The 17,940-nt window shown below is 59.1% G+C and carries 14 protein-coding genes; 9 read left to right on the plus strand and 5 right to left on the minus strand.

What is annotated here, in order from left to right:
- Positions 1-372: 372 nt before the first annotated feature.
- Positions 373-1,662, minus strand: coding sequence for an FAD-binding oxidoreductase (locus tag Q0802_RS20190; RefSeq protein ID WP_298921636.1), 1,290 nt, complete (start codon positions 1,660-1,662; stop codon positions 373-375).
- A 268-nt stretch (positions 1,663-1,930) separates the two neighbouring features.
- Here Q0802_RS20190 and Q0802_RS20195 point away from each other — a divergent pair, with 268 nt between their 5' ends.
- Complete coding sequence (locus Q0802_RS20195; RefSeq protein ID WP_298921637.1) at positions 1,931-3,322, plus strand: aminotransferase class III-fold pyridoxal phosphate-dependent enzyme; 1,392 nt, start codon at positions 1,931-1,933, stop codon at positions 3,320-3,322.
- A 196-nt stretch (positions 3,323-3,518) separates the two neighbouring features.
- Complete coding sequence (locus Q0802_RS20200) at positions 3,519-3,953, plus strand: hypothetical protein (RefSeq protein WP_298921638.1); 435 nt, start codon at positions 3,519-3,521, stop codon at positions 3,951-3,953.
- Positions 3,954-3,977: 24 nt separating this feature from the next.
- Here Q0802_RS20200 and Q0802_RS20205 read toward each other — a convergent pair whose 3' ends face one another.
- The 3 genes from Q0802_RS20205 to Q0802_RS20215 form a co-directional block, all read right to left on the minus strand.
- Positions 3,978-4,478: a YHS domain-containing (seleno)protein gene (locus Q0802_RS20205; protein WP_298921639.1), complete on the minus strand. Its 501-nt coding sequence runs from the start codon at positions 4,476-4,478 to the stop codon at positions 3,978-3,980.
- A 107-nt stretch (positions 4,479-4,585) separates the two neighbouring features.
- Positions 4,586-6,007, minus strand: coding sequence for an aminotransferase class V-fold PLP-dependent enzyme (locus tag Q0802_RS20210; RefSeq protein WP_298921640.1), 1,422 nt, complete (start codon positions 6,005-6,007; stop codon positions 4,586-4,588).
- A 136-nt stretch (positions 6,008-6,143) separates the two neighbouring features.
- Positions 6,144-6,509 (minus strand): BrnA antitoxin family protein, encoded by a 366-nt coding sequence (locus Q0802_RS20215; protein ID WP_298921641.1) that lies wholly within the window; start codon positions 6,507-6,509, stop codon positions 6,144-6,146.
- A 284-nt stretch (positions 6,510-6,793) separates the two neighbouring features.
- Here Q0802_RS20215 and Q0802_RS20220 point away from each other — a divergent pair, with 284 nt between their 5' ends.
- From Q0802_RS20220 to Q0802_RS20250, 7 genes are all read left to right on the plus strand, one after another.
- Entirely contained in the window at positions 6,794-8,290 is a 1,497-nt protein-coding gene (locus tag Q0802_RS20220) for a PLP-dependent aminotransferase family protein (RefSeq protein WP_298921642.1), read from the plus strand.
- Between the two features lie 70 nt (positions 8,291-8,360).
- Positions 8,361-10,139 carry a sulfoacetaldehyde acetyltransferase gene (xsc, locus tag Q0802_RS20225; protein ID WP_298921643.1) on the plus strand — a complete coding sequence of 593 codons (1,779 nt, stop codon included), beginning with the start codon at positions 8,361-8,363 and terminating at the stop codon, positions 10,137-10,139.
- 44 nt (positions 10,140-10,183) lie between these two features.
- Positions 10,184-11,188, plus strand: a complete 1,005-nt coding sequence (gene pta, locus Q0802_RS20230; RefSeq protein ID WP_298921644.1) for a phosphate acetyltransferase — start codon at positions 10,184-10,186, stop codon at positions 11,186-11,188.
- A gap of 67 nt (positions 11,189-11,255) precedes the next feature.
- Positions 11,256-12,284 carry a putative sulfate exporter family transporter gene (locus Q0802_RS20235; RefSeq protein WP_298921754.1) on the plus strand — a complete coding sequence of 343 codons (1,029 nt, stop codon included), beginning with the start codon at positions 11,256-11,258 and terminating at the stop codon, positions 12,282-12,284.
- A 24-nt stretch (positions 12,285-12,308) separates the two neighbouring features.
- Positions 12,309-15,128 (plus strand): molybdopterin oxidoreductase family protein, encoded by a 2,820-nt coding sequence (locus Q0802_RS20240; RefSeq protein ID WP_298921645.1) that lies wholly within the window; start codon positions 12,309-12,311, stop codon positions 15,126-15,128.
- Positions 15,125-15,871: a 4Fe-4S dicluster domain-containing protein gene (locus tag Q0802_RS20245; protein WP_298921646.1), complete on the plus strand. Its 747-nt coding sequence runs from the start codon at positions 15,125-15,127 to the stop codon at positions 15,869-15,871. Before Q0802_RS20240 ends, Q0802_RS20245 begins: the two co-directional genes overlap by 4 nt.
- Complete coding sequence (locus Q0802_RS20250; RefSeq protein ID WP_298921648.1) at positions 15,871-16,743, plus strand: DmsC/YnfH family molybdoenzyme membrane anchor subunit; 873 nt, start codon at positions 15,871-15,873, stop codon at positions 16,741-16,743. Before Q0802_RS20245 ends, Q0802_RS20250 begins: the two co-directional genes overlap by 1 nt.
- Here the strand turns inward: Q0802_RS20250 and Q0802_RS20255 are convergent.
- Positions 16,740-17,903, minus strand: a complete 1,164-nt coding sequence (locus Q0802_RS20255; protein WP_298921649.1) for a M20 aminoacylase family protein — start codon at positions 17,901-17,903, stop codon at positions 16,740-16,742. The two genes, Q0802_RS20250 and Q0802_RS20255, sit on opposite strands and share 4 nt — an antisense overlap.
- Positions 17,904-17,940 lie beyond the last annotated feature (37 nt).

The following is a 17,940-nucleotide window of genomic DNA, read 5'->3' on the forward strand; positions in this document are numbered from 1 at the left end:
AGCGCCATTACCGCACCCGCAACAAAGGCGCATGTTGTCTTCTTGATCATCTCATTCTCCCGTTGATCACATCCCGTCCCATTGGTGGTTCGGGTTTGGTTTCGTCTGCGCGGGGTCATCCCGCCCTGGTATTTCTTGGCAAGACGTCAGGCACGGTGTTCGCCCGGCCATCTTTCTGTCGTTTGCTGTAGTACCGTGGCCCGTTCTGGGCCTGTGCGCAATCACAAAGTAAAGATGTGAACTGCAACGGTATTCGAGCCTTGAAGATGCCGTGCGTGCGCCTGTCTTGCCAAATTTAGTGCGCCATAGTGACGGTCCCGCGAAGCTGCTGCAAACGTCCAATTTTGCGCCCTGCATGAGTCCAGTTTGGCACTAGATGTCGCTTTTCCACTCCAACCGGTCGCGCATGCGCAAAAATGCCATGGCCAGACCTGCTCCCAGCACCTGCGGCAGGCGAAACTTGTAAGGTAAAATCTTTGCGACCGGGAATGGCAAATCTTCTGCTGGCGTGCCCAGCGCCCGCCGGGCCAGCTCGCGCCCCATGACATGGCTCATGGCCACACCGCGCCCGTTGTAGCCAAGACCAGCGATCAGCCCCGGTGCCGGTTCATGCAAATGCGGCACGCGGTCTTCGGTCAGCGCTATTTGACCACTCCACAGATAACGCCATTTTACGCGCTTCAGGCTGGGAAAGGTTTCCGGGGCATCTTTCAATATCCAGCCGAACCCTCCCGCATCCACCAGAGGCTTGCGAAATCCGATGCCGCCGAAACACATCTGGCCGCCCGGTTCACGCCGCGCATACATGATCAGACGGCGCGTATCGGATATCGTATGACCTTGCGGCAGAATGGGGTCGATCTCGCTTTCTTCCAAAGGATCGGTCGCCATCTGGGTCGAGAAAAGCGGCAGGACCGAGCCTTTCAAGCCTTTGACCAGCCCATCAGAATACCCGTTGGTTGTCACGATAACCGTTGACGCAACCACGGTGTGATCTGAAACGCTGAGGCACCACAAGGCATCCTTGCGCGCCATTGCCCTGACCGGCGAGAAGCTGAATATCTGCGCCCCTGCGGCTCGGGCCGCACGGTCCAACCCCCGCACCAGCGCCATGGGCTGCACCGCCCCGCCACGCGCCGAAAGCGTGCCGGTCGCATATCCTTTCGCACCCGTCAGCTTTTCAACGTCTTCCCATTCCAGAAAGTCAAAATCCGCGCCGTGCGCGTTCCACAATCGGGCGTTGCGACGTGAAACATCCCGAGCGGCCCGGTTGTGATCGACCCGTATCCACCCCTTTTGCCGCGCGTCACATTGTATCTGGTAGGCCCGGATGAGATCGAACAGGTCATCCGCCGATTTCAGCGAGGTCTCTGCCATCCGCTCGAAATACTTCGGGCCCACAGCCCTGTGCAGATCATCCGGCACCGCCACCGGCAACATTGGGTTGACCTGGCCACCACTACGGCCCGACGCCCCAAACCCCACGTCACCCGCCTCGAACACCGCGACCGACGCCCCGGCCTCAGCCAGATCAAGCGCGGCGCGCAATCCCGTGAAACCGCCACCGATCACCGCCACATCGCAGCGCAGATCGCCTTCCAGCCGAATGGCAGGTGCCGGGTCGGGGGCGGTGACCCGCCAGAGGGCATTGGGAATTTGCATGGGGTCATTGACCTTGAAGGCATGGAGCGGGTCAATACGCCCTCACACTTAGAAGACCCGTTGAAACCCTGCTGGAAGCGGGTCGATTTCCCGGAGTTTTCCGCGCAATAGCGCAGAATTTACTTGAGGTCAGCCACATTCTGGCACTACCAATGTCGGGTATCTGGCGCTACTTCCAATGCGTCAAAAACGATCTGCTCGACAAAAATCGGAGCGCCCGGCCCTCCGATTGAATCTGATTCTTCCAACCTCATGAAAGGTTTGACCCATGGACGGCAATTTCAGTGAAAACGACCTGAGTCGCGTTGTCGAAGCCGATCGCGCGCATATCTGGCATCACCTGAGCCAGCACAAACCTTACGAGACAACCGACCCGCGCATCATTGTCGAAGGCCGGGGCATGAAAGTCTGGGACCAGAAGGGCAAAGAGCACCTCGATGCGGTTTCCGGCGGCGTCTGGACGGTCAATGTCGGCTATGGGCGCGAGCGCATTGCCAATGCGGTGCGGGACCAGTTGATCAAGCTGAACTATTTCGCCGGTTCCGCAGGGTCGATCCCCGGGTCGATCTTCGCCGAGAAACTGATCGAAAAGATGCCGGGCCTCAGCCGCGTCTACTATTGCAACTCCGGCTCGGAAGCGAATGAGAAAGCCTTCAAGATGGTGCGCCAGATCGCGCACAAGCGCTACGGCGGCAAAAAGCACAAGGTGCTTTACCGCGAGCGTGATTATCATGGCACCACCATTTCCGCGCTGTCGGCAGGCGGTCAGGACGAGCGCAACGCGCAATATGGCCCCTTCACGCCCGGGTTCATCCGCGTCCCGCATTGTCTGGAGTACCGCGCCCATGAACAGGATGGCGCGCCGGTCGAAAACTATGGTGTCTGGGCCGCCGATCAGATCGAAAAAGTGATCCTTGCCGAAGGACCGGATACCGTGGGTGGCCTCTGCCTTGAGCCTGTCACCGCTGGTGGTGGCGTGATCACCCCGCCCGATGGCTACTGGCCGCGCGTGCAGGAGATTTGCCGCAAGTACGACATCCTGCTGCATATCGACGAAGTGGTCTGCGGCGTCGGTCGCACCGGGAAATGGTTCGGCTATCAGCACTACGGGATCGAGCCCGATATGGTGACCATGGCCAAAGGTGTGGCCTCCGGCTATGCGGCCATTGCCTGCCTTGTGACCAATGAAAAAGTCTTTGACATGTTCAAGGAAGATGCCTCTGACCCGATGGACTACTTCCGCGACATCTCTACCTTCGGGGGCTGCACGGCAGGTCCGACCGCAGGCATTGAGAACATGGCGATCATTGAAGATGAAGGCCTACTCGACAACACGCTGGCACAGGGTGAGCATATGCTCGGCAAGCTGGGCGAGCTGGCCGACAAGCACAAAGTGATTGGTCAGGTGCGCGGCAAGGGTCTTTTTGTCGGAGCTGAACTGGTCGAGGACCGCGAGACCCGCGCGCCGGTGGCCGAGAAAATGGTTCAGGCCGTTGTCGGCGATTGCATGGCTCAGGGCGTGATCATCGGGGCCACCAATCGCTCCCTGCCTGGCAAGAACAACACGCTGTGTTTCTCGCCCGCGCTGATCGCGACCTCTGACGATATTGATCACATCTGCGACGCAGTGGACGGTGCGCTGACCCGCACCTTTGGCTGACCACAACCGCAGCAACACCTCAAAAAGGCTCCGCCCAGCGCGGGGCCTTTTTTGTAAGGGATGTCGGGGCCAGGGCAAAGGCGAAAGGACGTCGGGCCCCCTCGCGCAGTCTTGCTGTCTTCTGCACCCCGTGTCGGGTTTGCTGATCTGCCACCACCCCTTTCCTTCACGCATCACGTCCCCTAGCGTGGCAGGGATGAGCCAACAGCCCTCACAACGCCGGATTCTCCGACCCCTCTTGGCCGCTTTGATCCTGTGGACATATCCTGCGTTGGCGGATGCATGCAAAATACCCGGTTATCTGGAGCGATATGCACAGACCGCCGCCGCACCCGAGGGGGCCATCTGCACAACTTATCTGGATCAGCAGGGTGGAACCGGCGTCTCCTGTCACTGGGCCTTTCCGTTTCGTGACGATGCAGCGACCCGGTTTTCAAACACCGTCTGGACCGAGATACAAACCTGCCGGGACGGCAAGGCGTTGAGCCCGGATCAACAGGTCAATCACCCCGACAGTTATGACTTGAGAGAATGGTCTTCAGATCGCGAAACCTTCCGCGTTTCGGTCAAAGACAAGGGCGGCGAAAATCGTACGCTCGTCTTTGTCAGCTACGAGCCACGCGGGGAGTGACACCGTGCGCCACTAGACCTGCGGTTATGCCGTCTTCACGATTTGCGGCCAGCGTTTGTCTCCCTCAGAGATGAAGCCCGGGATGTCCTGCTCCCATTTTTCCTGAATGGAATCGTTGTAGTTCAGGTAGAGCTTCTTCTCCACGATCCGCCAATTTGATGGCTGAGTGGAATAGAGCTTGCCCTTGGCGGCGATCGCCCAGGCACAGAACCCGCCGTATTGCGGTGCAAAGGCGTTCGGGTCGGCGGCAAAGGCATCGCGGTTCGGGGCCGAGGCAAAAACCCACGTGGCACCATTCCATGTATGGCTGAAAACGGGGTCACCAACCGTGGGCTCACCAACGGTGAAATAGGCCACCGGATCATACCCCCGCATGGCAAAACCGTCCTCAACGAAAACCGGGCTTGCGGCATATTCTGCCGGCAACAACCCAAATCCATTGGTCGCCCGCACAACCCCATAGCCCCCCGCAAGCAGGACGGCACCTGCCCCAAGCATCGTCGCACGTCTGTTCATCCTGATCATCTGGCGGACCTCCTTCGCATCTGCGCAAAGATAGAGGCATCCGCCCCGCAAGTCAGCCTATGTCACGGAGTGTTGAGGGCCCGTTTGATTGCCAGCAAAGACCCGGTTCAGGGAGCGCCCTCCTGGTACCAGCGCCAGGCACCGGTGATCTCCGAGGCGACCAAATCCGCATGCGCGCGCTGCATCGCGTAGCCGATCACCGAAATCCGGATGACCTTCTGCCCTGCCCATTCGCCATGGGTTGGATAGACCCGCCCGCGCTGCTGCACCCGCTCCAGCACGGCCATGGTCTGGGCATCCTGATCACAGCTGACAATGACCTGATTGCTGTGCACCTCGTTCATCACCCGCAATCCCGGCTCCGCCGCCAAAACGCCCGCAATATACACGGCCAGATCGCAATGGCGTTTCACCATCTCGCGCAGACCCGCACGGCCCAGATTGCGCAAAATGGCATAAGATGGCACCCCACGCCCGCGCCGTGACAGTTCAGGCGTGGAATCCGACGGCTCCCAATGCGCGGTCAAGTCCGGCAGATAGGACCCCCGCGCCGACATCGAGGCGACCAGTGGCGCGCGGTCCCGCACGATAACCATTCCCGCATCGAACGGCGCGTTCAGCCATTTGTGCAAATCCACCGCCCAACTGTCGGCACCTTCAACCCCGGCCAGCCGATCCGCAAGCTCCGGCACCGCCGCCACCCACAGACCAAAGGCGCCATCCACATGGACCCAGCCGCCCCGCGCGCGCACCAGCGGAATGATCTGCGCGAAGGGATCAAACGCACCGGTGTTGATCTGGCCGGCCTGCAGGATCACCAAAGGCGGTGCAGCACAACCTTCCAGCGCCGCTTCAAAAGCCGCGACGTCAATGCGGCCCTGATCATCCGTCGCAACTCTTGTGGCGCGCGCCGCGCCGAACCCGGCATAACGCAGCCCGGCAAAAGGCGCGGAATGCGCATCGGCCCCGATCAGCACAGGGATCTCCGGCGCGCCGAAAAGCCCGTCCTCTTCGACGTCCCATCCCTGATCGGCAAGCAAGGCGTGTCGCCCGGCCATGATGCCCACCATATTGGCCACGCTACCGCCCGTGACCAGACCGGCACCGCTCTGCGCAGGTAGACCCAGAAGGTCGATCACCCAATCACAGACCGCGCGTTCCATACCGGTGATCGCCGGCGTCTCAAAGGCTGAGCCCGCATTCTGCCCCCAGGCGGAGACCAGAAAATCCGCCGCGACACCAACGGGGTGCGACCCGCCCAGAACATAGCCGAAAAACGTAGGCCCGGACATATTGTGCAAGGCCCCCTCTGCCCCGTTGAGAATGCCCTCGATGACCTCCGCCTCGGGAATGCCCTCCTCGGCAAGCGGTGTTCTGAACCGGCCCACGGCGGTATCAAGGTCGACCTGCGGGCGCGCTCCGGTCTGCGGCAGCGTTTCCCGGTAGGTTTGCGCCGCGGTCGCGGCGAGATCGAGCGCGCGGGACTGGTCAGGGGTCAGTCCCTTTGGCAAAGTGGTCTCTTCAGTCATAGTGTATCCCAAAACGCGCCGGGGCGGCGCTGCCCTGTCACGTTAGGGTGTTTCGAAATATTCTTGAAGCGTTGCGGCTCGTTTTTCGCGATTGCCCAAAACCGGGTTCGGGTGCGCGCGCAGCCGGGGGTGCTGCCTAGTCGCGGCGGCGCTCGGCGATCTCTTCCTGCACGCGGCGCGCCTCAGCCAGAAGGCGCGGCACGGTGTTATCCTCAGGATAGCCCTTGATGTGCCCGGCCAGCAGCGCCATCCAGTAAATGCGCAGCACCCGGTTGATCCGCGCCTGGTAGCCCGGTCCCAATTTGCGGAACCAGCGCAGCATGTCGCTGTCCATGCGCAGGGTCACGCGGGTTGTCGGGCGTCCCACCGGGGCATCCCATTCCAGACCCGCCCAGTCCTGCGGCAGGCTCTGATCCAGCCAGTTGGCGCTCAGATCCTGTTGCAGCCGTTCCAACTCATAGAGCATCTGCGTCTGCGCATCCCGTTGACCTTTGGTGCTCATTCTCCATCTCCCTCAGGCATGATCAGCAGGTCATTCTGCCGCTCGGCGCGTAAATATGAGCTGAGTGTTCCGCGCGGTGCACAGGCTGTGCACACATGGTGTACGGCCTGTGACTGGGAAACTTGGGGATTTTCTTGCCAAATGATATGATTAATGATACTTGCAGTTTCATTAATACGCAATTTAGCCGATCAAGGCTGCGCGCTTGGGGGGAATTAACTGGCATTTTGGCGCCACGTTAATACCAGATTGAACGCAGCCTATATCCAATATAGGTTGCTGGCATGGCGCTACCGGTCGAGACGTTTTTTCTGCACCCTGACGCTCAGGGGACCCTGCAATCTCAGATTCAGCAGATGATCGCTCAGGGCATCCTGTCGGGTCGGTTTCAGCGTGGGGAAAAGCTGCCCTCGACGCGCAAGCTGGCCATGCATCTGGGCATCAGCCGCATCACCGTGACCATTGCCTATACCGAACTGTTGGCAAATGACTATCTGACTTCGAAAGGGCGCTCCGGTTACTATGTGTCGGACAATGCGCCGGTTCCGCCGGCCTTCACCCCCAGCCAGATCGGTCCGGATGCCGTGGACTGGAACCGGGCAATCGGTCAGCGCTTTTCAGGTGGAGACATGCCCCGCAAACCTGCCGATTGGGGAGGCTACCGCTATCCCTTCATCTACGGGCAGGCCGATCCGGAGCTTTTTGACCACGCAAACTGGCGGCTTTGTGCGCTGAAGGCCCTGGGGCAAAAGGATTTCACCGCGCTGACCACGGATTACTATGATCAGGATGACCCGCAGCTGATTGAATTCATCGCACGTCATACGCTCTCCCGGCGCGGGATCACCGCCCGGCCGGAGCAGATTCTGATTACTCTGGGCGCGCAGAATGCGCTTTGGCTGACAACGCAGGTTCTGTTGACGCAAAGGCGCAGAGCCGCCCTAGAGGACCCGTGTTATCATGCGTTGCGGGATATTCTGACGCAGTCGCGCTGCCATGTGACGCCGGTGCGCGTTGACGCCGATGGCATGCCACCAGATGCGATCCCGCCCGACACGGATGTGATCTTTACCACGCCCAGCCATCAGTGCCCGACGACCAACACCATGCCCATGCATCGCCGCCACGAACTGCTGGAACGGGCATCGGATATGGATGCGCTGATTGTGGAGGATGACTACGAATTCGAAATGTCGTTTCTCAAGAGCCCTTCCCCAGCGCTCAAAAGCCTCGATACCGACGGCAGGGTGATCTATGTCGGCAGCTTCTCCAAGTCGCTGTTTCCGGGCCTGCGTCTGGGCTATCTGGTGGGCTCCGAGCCCTTCATTCGGGAAGCCCGCGCTCTGCGCGCCTCCGTGCTGCGGCACGCCCCCGGTCATGTCCAGCGGACCGCGGCATATTTTCTTTCGCTTGGCCATCATGATGCGTTGATCCGGCGCATGGGCAGCGCTTTGCACGAAAGACGCGAAGTCATGAGTGCAGCCATTGCCGCGCACGGGTTGCAGATCGCAGGTCAGGGCGCTTATGGCGGCTCCTCCTTCTGGATGCGTGCCGCAGATGGCGTCGACACTCAGGAGCTTGCGCGGCGGCTTCAGTCAAAAGGCGTTCTGGTCGAACCCGGACACGCGTTCTTTTCCGGCTCGGACCGGCCCAAAAATTATTACAGGCTTGCGTATTCCTCAATTCCGGCCAGCAGGATCGCAAAAGGCGTCGCCATAATCGCCGATGAAATGCGCGCACTCAGTGATCTGGGTCTAAGCGCAGAGAAGAACTGGCCCTAACCCCGAACAACCCAACCCTCTATTTTCCGCGCAATCGAGATTCGAAACTCATCATCCAAGGACACCCGCCATGAAAATGACCACCGAAGAAGCCTTTGTAAAAACGCTCCAAATGCACGGTATCGACAATGCATTTGGGATCATTGGCTCGGCCATGATGCCCATTTCCGACATCTTTCCAAATGCCGGCATCAAATTCTGGGACTGCGCCCATGAAACATCCGGCGGCATGATGGCAGACGGTTATACCCGCGCCACCGGCAAGATGTGCATGATGATCGCGCAGAACGGCCCCGGTATCACCAACTTCGTCACAGCTGTGAAAACCGCATATTGGAATCACACTCCCGTACTTTTGGTTACACCACAGGCCGCAAACAAAACGATCGGTCAGGGCGGCTTCCAGGAAATGGAGCAGATGAACCTCTTCGCAGATTGCGTGGCTTATCAGGAAGAAGTGCGCGACCCTACACGGATCGCAGAAACTCTGAACCGTGTGATCATGCAGGCCAAACGTGCCTCTGCACCAGCGCAGATCAACATCCCGCGTGATTTCTGGACGCAGGTTGTCGACATCGAATTGCCCGCCATTGTTGAATTCGAACTGCCACAGGGCGGCGATACAGCTGTTGCGAACGCGGCGGAATTGCTGAGCAATGCAAAATTCCCGGTCATCCTGAATGGTGCCGGTGCGGTGCTCTCCAAGGGTGGTATCGAAGCTTCTAAAGCGCTCGCCGAACGTCTCGACGCGCCGGTGTGCGTGGGCTACCAGCACAATGATGCGTTCCCGGGCAACCACCCGCTGTTTGCAGGCCCACTGGGCTACAATGGCTCCAAGGCGGGCATGCAGCTGATCTCTCAGGCTGATGTGGTTCTGTGTCTTGGCACACGTCTCAACCCCTTCTCCACTCTGCCCGGCTACGGCATTGACTACTGGCCAACCGATGCCAAGATCATTCAGGTGGACATCAACCCCGACCGTATCGGCCTGACCAAGAAGGTCACGGTGGGCATCGTGGGTGATGCGGCCAAAGTGGCGCAAGGCATCACGGCACAACTTTCCGACGACGCAGGCGACACAAACCGTGCCGACCGCAAGAACGCCATTGCGACAACCAAATCCGCATGGGCCCAGGAACTGACCTCCATGAACGAAGAGCAGGACGATCCAGGCACCGACTGGAACGTGCGCGCACGGGCGGCCAAGCCCGACTGGATGTCCCCCCGCATGGCATGGCGCGCAATTCAAGCCGCGCTGCCCGTTGAGGCGATCATCTCCTCCGACATCGGCAACAACTGTGCCATCGGTAACGCTTATCCGTCGTTCAACGAAAGCCGCAAATATCTGGCACCGGGTCTGTTTGGCCCCTGCGGATATGGCCTGCCGTCGATCGTTGGTGCGAAAATCGGCCAGCCAAAAACACCGGTTGTCGGCTTCGCGGGCGACGGTGCTTTCGGCATCTCGGTCAACGAACTGACAGCGATTGGCCGTGGCGACTGGCCCGCCATCACGCAGATTGTTTTCCGCAACTACCAATGGGGTGCTGAAAAGCGGAACTCGACACTGTGGTTCGATGACAACTTCGTCGGCACTGAGCTGGATGAGGGTGTATCCTACGCTGGTATCGCAAACGCCTGTGGCCTCAAAGGCGTGATTGCCCGCACTCAGGAAGAGCTGACAGCAGCGCTGGATCAGGCGATCAAGGACCAAATGGAAAACGGTGTCACCACATTGATCGAAGCCATGATCAACCAGGAGCTTGGCGATCCGTTCCGTCGCGATGCGATGAAAAAGCCTGTTGAAGTTGCTGGCATCAGCAAAGACGACATGCGTGAGCAAACCGTTTAAACAAAGGTGCGCCAAAGCATCTTCATAAAACAAAGGATCAGGCCATGAGCGTACTGCGCGACCTAACCAAACGCGCCAGCGCCCGGCCTGCTCATATCGTGATGAGCGAAGGCGACGATCCCCGGATCGTCGCTGGCGCCATCGCAGCCGTCAACGCCGGGACGGCACGTATCACGTTGATCGGCACTCAGGATGACGTATCGGCACAGCTTGTCGCGGCGGGCATGCCAAATCACCCGAATATTCAAATCGAGGACCCAATCACCTCGCCGCTCACCGCCGATTTCGCGGATGCGTTTTACGAATTGCGCAAACACAAGGGTATGACGCCCGAGGTCGCAGAGACACAGGTTACCAACCCATTGATTTTTGCTGCTCTGATGGTGCGGCTTGGGCATGCGGACGGTACGGTTGGTGGCGCGGTGGCGACCACCGGCGACACCGTGAGAGCCGCGTTGCAAGTGATCGGCAAAGCCAAGGACGCCCCGCTCGTTTCCAGCTTTTTCCTAATGGCGCTACCGGAAAACCATCCCTCCGGGCGTGATGCGATGATTTTCGGGGATTGCGGATTAGTAATCGAGCCTTCTTCTGAAGAACTGGCCGCAATTGCAGTCGCTTCCGCAAGCTCCTGCCAGCAATTGCTGGGGGTCGAGCCGCAAGTGGCGCTTCTTTCTTTTTCTACCATGGGTTCGGCCCGCCACGCAGCCGTGACCAAAGTCAGCGAAGCCGCGGCGCTGCTGAAAGCGGACCATCCCGACCTCAAGGCAGACGGCGAATTGCAATTCGACGCAGCCTTCGTGCCAGCCGTCGCGGCGTCGAAGGCTAAGGGATCTTCTGTCGCGGGCCATGCCAACGTCATGATCTTCCCTAACCTCGACGCGGGCAATATCGGCTACAAGATCGCACAGCGTATCGGCGGTGCGGAGGCCATCGGACCGGTCTTGCAGGGCCTTGCAAAACCAGCCAATGACCTGTCTCGTGGATGTGTGGCCGAAGACGTAACCAATATGATTGCCGTGACCGCCTTGCAGGCACAGGCAAACGGATGACCGGCAGCTCTGCACACCTCATTGCGTGTCAAGCCACCCATGACCAAACATGGAGCATGGCAGCGCGATGAACCCGGCAATTACTATTTCAGAATTCTTCGGCACCGTCCCCAAGCGGACCACTGAATTGTTTCCAGGGGTGATCATGGCGGTAATTGTCGCCATGACTGCGCAGTTCCTCGCTGACCACTATGAGGCACCGGCGATGTTGATGGCGCTGCTGCTTGGGATCGCCGTCGCGTTTCTGGGGGATGAGGGCAAAACCGTGGACGGCATATCCTTTGCGGCCCGCACCGTCCTGCGCATCGGCATTGCCTTTCTCGGGGTCCGGATTTCCTTTGATCTAATGGCGGGGCTCGGGCTGGGGGTTGTTCTGCTGGTCATTGCGGGCGTGCTGGCCACTATCGGGTTTGGCCTGATGATTTCCAGGCTTTTTGGGCATGGTTGGCGATTTGCCTTCCTGACTGCGGGTTCCGTTGCGATTTGCGGCGCCTCTGCGGCAATGGCCATCAGCGCAATCCTTCCCAAGGATGACAAATCCGAACAGCGGCTGATTTTCACCGTGCTCGGCGTGACCGTTCTCTCAACCGTGGCCATGATTGCCTATCCGATCCTCGTGACCCGCCTGGGTTTGGATGAAACGGCAGGCGGTATTTTCCTCGGCGCTACAATCCATGATGTGGCCCAAGTGGTCGGCGCAGGATTCTCGGTCTCAGAGAATGCGGGGGACACCGCAACCTTGGTGAAACTGATGCGTGTGTCGATGCTGGCCCCGGTTGTGCTTGTTGCGGCGATCCTGATCAGGTCCTTTGCGGACTCGCCAGAAGACGGCAAGCGGCCCCCTCTTCTTCCGTTTTTTGTGGTCGGATTTCTGGTTTTGGCAACCCTGAACTCGCTGGGATTAATCCCTGACGCCATTGCCGACCTCATGAGCCAGGCATCCCGTTGGATGCTATTGGTTGCCATCGCTGCCGTTGGCATGAAGACTAACCTCAAGCGCGTGCTGGCTGTCGGAGGGCCGGCCATTGCCCTGCTTGTAACTGAAACAATTTTCATCGCGGGACTGATACTTGCGGGGATTTATTACTTAGCCTGAACAACCAGGCAAACGGGAGGCCAGATGACATTCCAGCAACCTAAGATCGATACCTCACCCCATGTCTCGGATGAGGTCCGCAAGACCACCTGCTACATGTGTGCCTGCCGCTGCGGCATCAACGTTCACATGAAAGACGGCAAGGTCGCCTATATCGAAGGCAACAAGGATCACCCGGTCAATCAAGGCGTGCTTTGTGCCAAGGGTTCCGCGGGCATCATGCAGGTCAATGCGCCTTCGCGTCTGCGCGCGCCGCTCAAACGTGTGGGCGAACGAGGGTCAGGCGAGTTCGAGGAAATCAGCTGGGACGAAGCGTTGCAGATCGCGACAGACTGGCTCGAACCCGTGCGCAAGGACAATCCGGAGAAGCTGGCGTTTTTCACCGGTCGCGATCAGTCGCAGAGCTTCACCAGCTTCTGGGCTCAGGGCTTTGGGACACCCAATTACGCCGCACATGGCGGTTTCTGCTCGGTCAATATGGCGGCAGCGGGTATCTACACGATGGGCGGCGCCTTTTGGGAGTTCGGGCAGCCCGACTGGGATCATACCAAGCTTTTCATGCTCTTTGGTGTCGCCGAAGATCACGACAGCAACCCGATCAAGATGGGGCTGGGCAAGATCAAGAAGCGCGGCGCGCGTGTCATTGGCGTCAATCCGATCCGCACCGGCTACAACGCTGTCGCCGATGATTGGGTTGGCATCACACCGGGTACCGATGGGCTCTTTATCCTGTCGATGGTCCACTGCCTGATGAAAGCGGGCAAGATTGATCTGGAATACCTCGCCAAATACACCAATGCGCCGGTTCTGGTGATCAACAACCCTGGCCAGTCCGACCACGGCCTGCTGATGCACGACAAGGACGGCAAGGAAGTGGTCATCGACCGCAAAACCGGCAAACTGACCGCCTTTGACAAACCCGGTGTGCAACCTGATCTGGCGGCCACCTTTGAAAAGGGCGGCCAGACCCATCGCCCGGTGTTCCACCAGATGGCGGATATGTATCTCAGCGAAGACTACGCACCCGAGGCGGTTGCGGATCGCTGTGGTATACCGGCGAAACGCATTCGCGCCATTGCCGCTGAACTGGCCCGCGTGGCCTTTGACGAAGCTTTTGAGCTTGATCACGAATGGACCGATTTCCGGGGCGAAAAACACACGACCATGACCGGTCGGCCAGTGTCTTTCCACTCGATGCGCGGGATTTCAGCCCACGCCAACGGGTTTCAGACCTGCCGGGCGCTGCACACATTGCAGATCATTTTGGGCACGGTCGAGGTTCCGGGCGGGTTCCGCTTCAAACCACCCTACCCCAAACCCGCCACGGCACACCCCAAACCGCATGTAGGTGTAACACCTGGATCGGCGCTCAACGGCCCACACCTTGGGTTCGTTCACGGACCGGAAGATCTGGCCTTGAAAGAAGACGGCACGCCTGCGCGGATCGACAAGGCCTTCACCTGGGAAAACCCCATGTCCAGCCACGGGCTGATGCATATGGTGATCTCAAACGCCTATGCGGGTGATCCCTACAAGATCGACGTGCTCTTCATGTATATGGCGAATATGTCGTGGAATTCCTCGATGAACACGCGCGGCGTGATCGACATGCTGACCGACAAGAACGATGATGGCGAGTATGTGATCCCCAAGATCATCTATTCCGACGCCTATAGTTCCGAAATGGTCGCCTATGCCGACCTGATCCTGCCAGACACCACCTATCTGGAACGCCACGACTGTATCTCGCTGCTGGACCGTCCGATCTGCGAGGCGGATGCCGCCGCAGACGCAATCCGCTGGCCTGTCATCGAACCCGATCGTGACGTCAAAGGTTTCCAGTCGGCGCTCTGCGATCTTGGGGCCAAACTCAACTTGCCGGGCTTTGTGAATGAAGACGGCAGCCAGAAATATGCGGACTACGGCGATTACATCGTCAATCACGAGCGCCGTCCCGGCATCGGGCCGCTTGCGGGTTGGCGGGGGGGCGACGGCGCGTCCTCGGGACGCGGCGAGGTCAACCCCAACCAGCTTGAAAAATACATCGAAAACGGCGGCTTTTTTGTCGAACATATCCCTGCTGGGTCCAATTACTACAAGCCCTGGAACATGGCCTATCAGGATTGGGCCGTGGGCATGGGGCTTTACGACAAACCCACGCCCTATCTCTTTTCGCTTTACGTTGAACCGATGCGGAAATTCCAATTGGCCGCAGAAGGCCACGGTGACCGGCAACCCCCCGACCACCTGCGCGCGCGGATCAAGGAGAAGATGTCCCCGCTGCCCATCTGGTATTCGTCTGAAGACGACAACAAGGCAGACGCGTTTCCGATCACGGCACTGACCCAGCGCCCCATGGCCATGTATCACTCCTGGGGGTCGCAAAACGCATGGCTGCGTCAATTGCACGGGCACAACCCGCTCTATCTGCCGACAAGGTTGATGCGCGAAAATGGTCTCGCAGATGGTGACTGGGCCCGCGTGACCTCTCCACATGGCGAAATCACCGTGCCCGTGCTGGAAATGGCAGCGCTCAATGAGAATACGGTCTGGACATGGAACGCGATCGGCAAACGCAAGGGTGCCTGGGCCTTGGAGGAAAATGCGCCCGAAGCCACGCGGGGCTTTTTGCTGAACCACCTGATCCACGAACTCCTGCCCCCCAAAGGCGACGGTTTGCGGTGGGCCAATTCCGATCCGATTACCGGGCAGGCGGCGTGGTTTGACCTCAAGGTCCGCATCGAAAAAGCCGTACCACCCGCAGAATCGCAGCCCGGGTTCGACGCGATCAAATCACCTGTCGGTCGCGGCCCCAAAGATCTGAAATGGAAGGTTGGCAAATGACAACGCTCCCGACACATACCGACAAGAAACTGGGTCTGGTCATTGATCTGGATACCTGCGTTGGCTGCCATGCCTGCGTGATCTCATGCAAAGGCTGGAATACGGAAAACTACGGCGCGCCGCTTTCGGATCAGAATGCTTATGGCGCAGATAATAACGGCACCTTCCTCAACCGCGTGCACAGTTTTGAAGTGCAACCCGATGAAGGGGCGGCGCAGCTGATCCACTTCCCCAAATCCTGCCTGCATTGCGAAGATGCGCCTTGCGTGACGGTCTGCCCGACGGGGGCCAGCTACAAGCGTGTCGAAGACGGCATCGTTCTGGTCAACGAGAGCAACTGCATCGGCTGTGGATTGTGCGCCTGGGCCTGTCCTTACGGCGCGCGCGAATTGGATCAGGCCGAAGGTGTGATGAAGAAATGCACCCTCTGCGTCGACCGAATCTACAACGAGAACCTGCCCGAGGAAGACCGCCAGCCCGCCTGTGTGCGTACCTGTCCGGCAGGCGCGCGGCATTTCGGCGATCTGGGCGATGAGAACAGCGATGTCAGCAAACTCGTCGCGGAACGCGGTGGCATGGACCTGATGCCCGAACAGGGCACCAAACCGGTCAACAAATACCTGCCACCCCGTCCCAAAGACGCCATGCCCGAATTCGATGTTCTGGCCCCCTTCCTTGAGCCTGTTGCAGAAGAGCCGAAGGGCTTTCTCGGCTGGCTTGACCGCACATTGGAGAAACTCTGATGCATCCGGCACCTTCCGTCATTTTCTTCACCACATTCAGCGGCCTCGGGTTCGGGTTGCTGTTTTTCCTGGGCCTTGGGTTTCCAGCCGTGACCGGCTGGACGGCCTTTGCATTCTTTGTCATCGCATACGCCATGGCTGTAGGCGGTCTCATGGCCTCCACGTTTCACCTTGGCCGTCCGGAACGCGCCATCAAGGCCTTCACTCAATGGCGCTCCAGCTGGCTCAGCCGCGAGGCTTGGTGTGCAGTAGGGGCTTTGGTTCTGATGGGTCTTTACGCAATGGGGCTTGTGTTCTTTGACACCCGTATCATGACATTTGGCATATCTGGCGCTGTCTTGTCTCTTGCGACGGTTTTCACAACCTCGATGATCTACACGCAGCTCAAGACAATTCCGCGTTGGAATATGGCGATCACACCAGTGAAGTTCATTTCCCTCTCTCTTGCAGGTGGGGCATTGCTGGCCGGTCAGGTGTCTGCAGCACTTGTCCTTCTCGTGATCGCAGGTCTTGTGCAGATTTTCACCTGGTTGGAAGGCGACAAGGCGCTTGCCGCTTCAGGTTCGAACATGGCCTCCGCCACAGGCCTTGGCGACATTGGTGGTGTGCGGGCATTTGAGCCACCGCATACCGGTACCAATTATCTGCTGCGGGAATTCGTACACGAGATCGGGCGCAAACACAGCCAGAAGCTGCGGGCCATTTCCCTTCTTCTGATGGTCGCCCTGCCCTTTGTGCTGCTGGTGCTGCCGTTTTCACATTTCTTCGCCCTGCTCGCAGTGATCAGCCACATCGCAGGTGTTCTGACAGCGCGCTGGCTCTTTTTTGCGGAAGCCGAACATGTGGTCGGCCTCTATTACGGCAAGCGTTAAAGCGGCAAGCGGCGTTCGACGATACGGGCCATGATCGAGGCCCCGACAGGCAGGATCTCCTCGCCCAGAACAAAGCCCGGATTGTGCAGCGGCACTGTGCCGCTGTGCCCCACATCACAATAGGCCCCCGGCACGATCTTCAGCATGTCGGCAAAATCCTCGGACCCGGTGACGGGCCTGTTCCGGGTCGAGGTGTTTTGCGCGCCCACGATATCCGCCGCCGCTTCCATATAAGCGTCTGACAGCTCCGCATCGTTGACAAGGACATCAAAGACATTGCGCAGATCAAGGTTGATTTCCACATCATTCGCCACGGCAAATCCGTCGCATATCTTGCGCATCCGATCAGCCGCAACTGCATAGACGTCATCTTTGAAATAGCGGATCGTGCCCGCCAGATGCGCCTTTTCCGGCACAACGTTGTAAGCGTCACCGGCATGGATTTGCGTCACTGACAGCACGCAGGTTTCCAGCGCGTCTATGTTGCGGCTGAGAATTGTATTCAGGTGCCCGGCCAGCGTTGTCGCGACCATCAGAGCGTCTCGCCCTTCATGCGGCATGGCCGCATGGCTACCCACGCCGGTGATGTGGATATCGAAAAAGGCGGCACCGGCCAGCGCGGGGCCTTTGCAGATGCCCACCGCGCCGGGGTTGCCCGTCGGATAATTGTGCATCCCGTAAACTTCGTCACAGGGGAATTTCTCAAAGAGACCCTCGGCAATCATACTCCGCGCACCGCCCAGACCTTCCTCGGCTGGCTGGAAAATCAAGACCGCCGTGCCATCGAAATCCCGTGTGTTGGCCAGATGTTTGGCGGCCCCAAGCAGCATCGTGGTATGACCGTCGTGACCGCAAGCATGCATGACGCCCGCATTGCGCGAGGCATGCTCCAGACCGCTGGCCTCCACAATCGGTAGGGCATCCATATCCGCCCGCAGACCCACGCGCCTGTTGCCCTGTCTTTTGCCGTGGATCAGGGCGACGACGCCTGTTTCAGCGATACCGGTGTGGATTTCATCGACACCGTATTCGGCCAGCAAATCCGCCACGATCCCGCTGGTGCGCTTTTCGAGAAAGCCGATTTCAGGATGTGCGTGAAGATCCCGGAAAATGCTTTCAAGCTCTTTGGTGCTCTGCGAGATGATTGGCAGAATGTTCATAGCGCCCCCATGATCGGTGATACGCACCCATCATGGC

Source organism: uncultured Roseobacter sp. (assembly GCF_947495275.1).
Classification (GTDB): Bacteria; Pseudomonadota; Alphaproteobacteria; order Rhodobacterales; family Rhodobacteraceae; genus Roseobacter.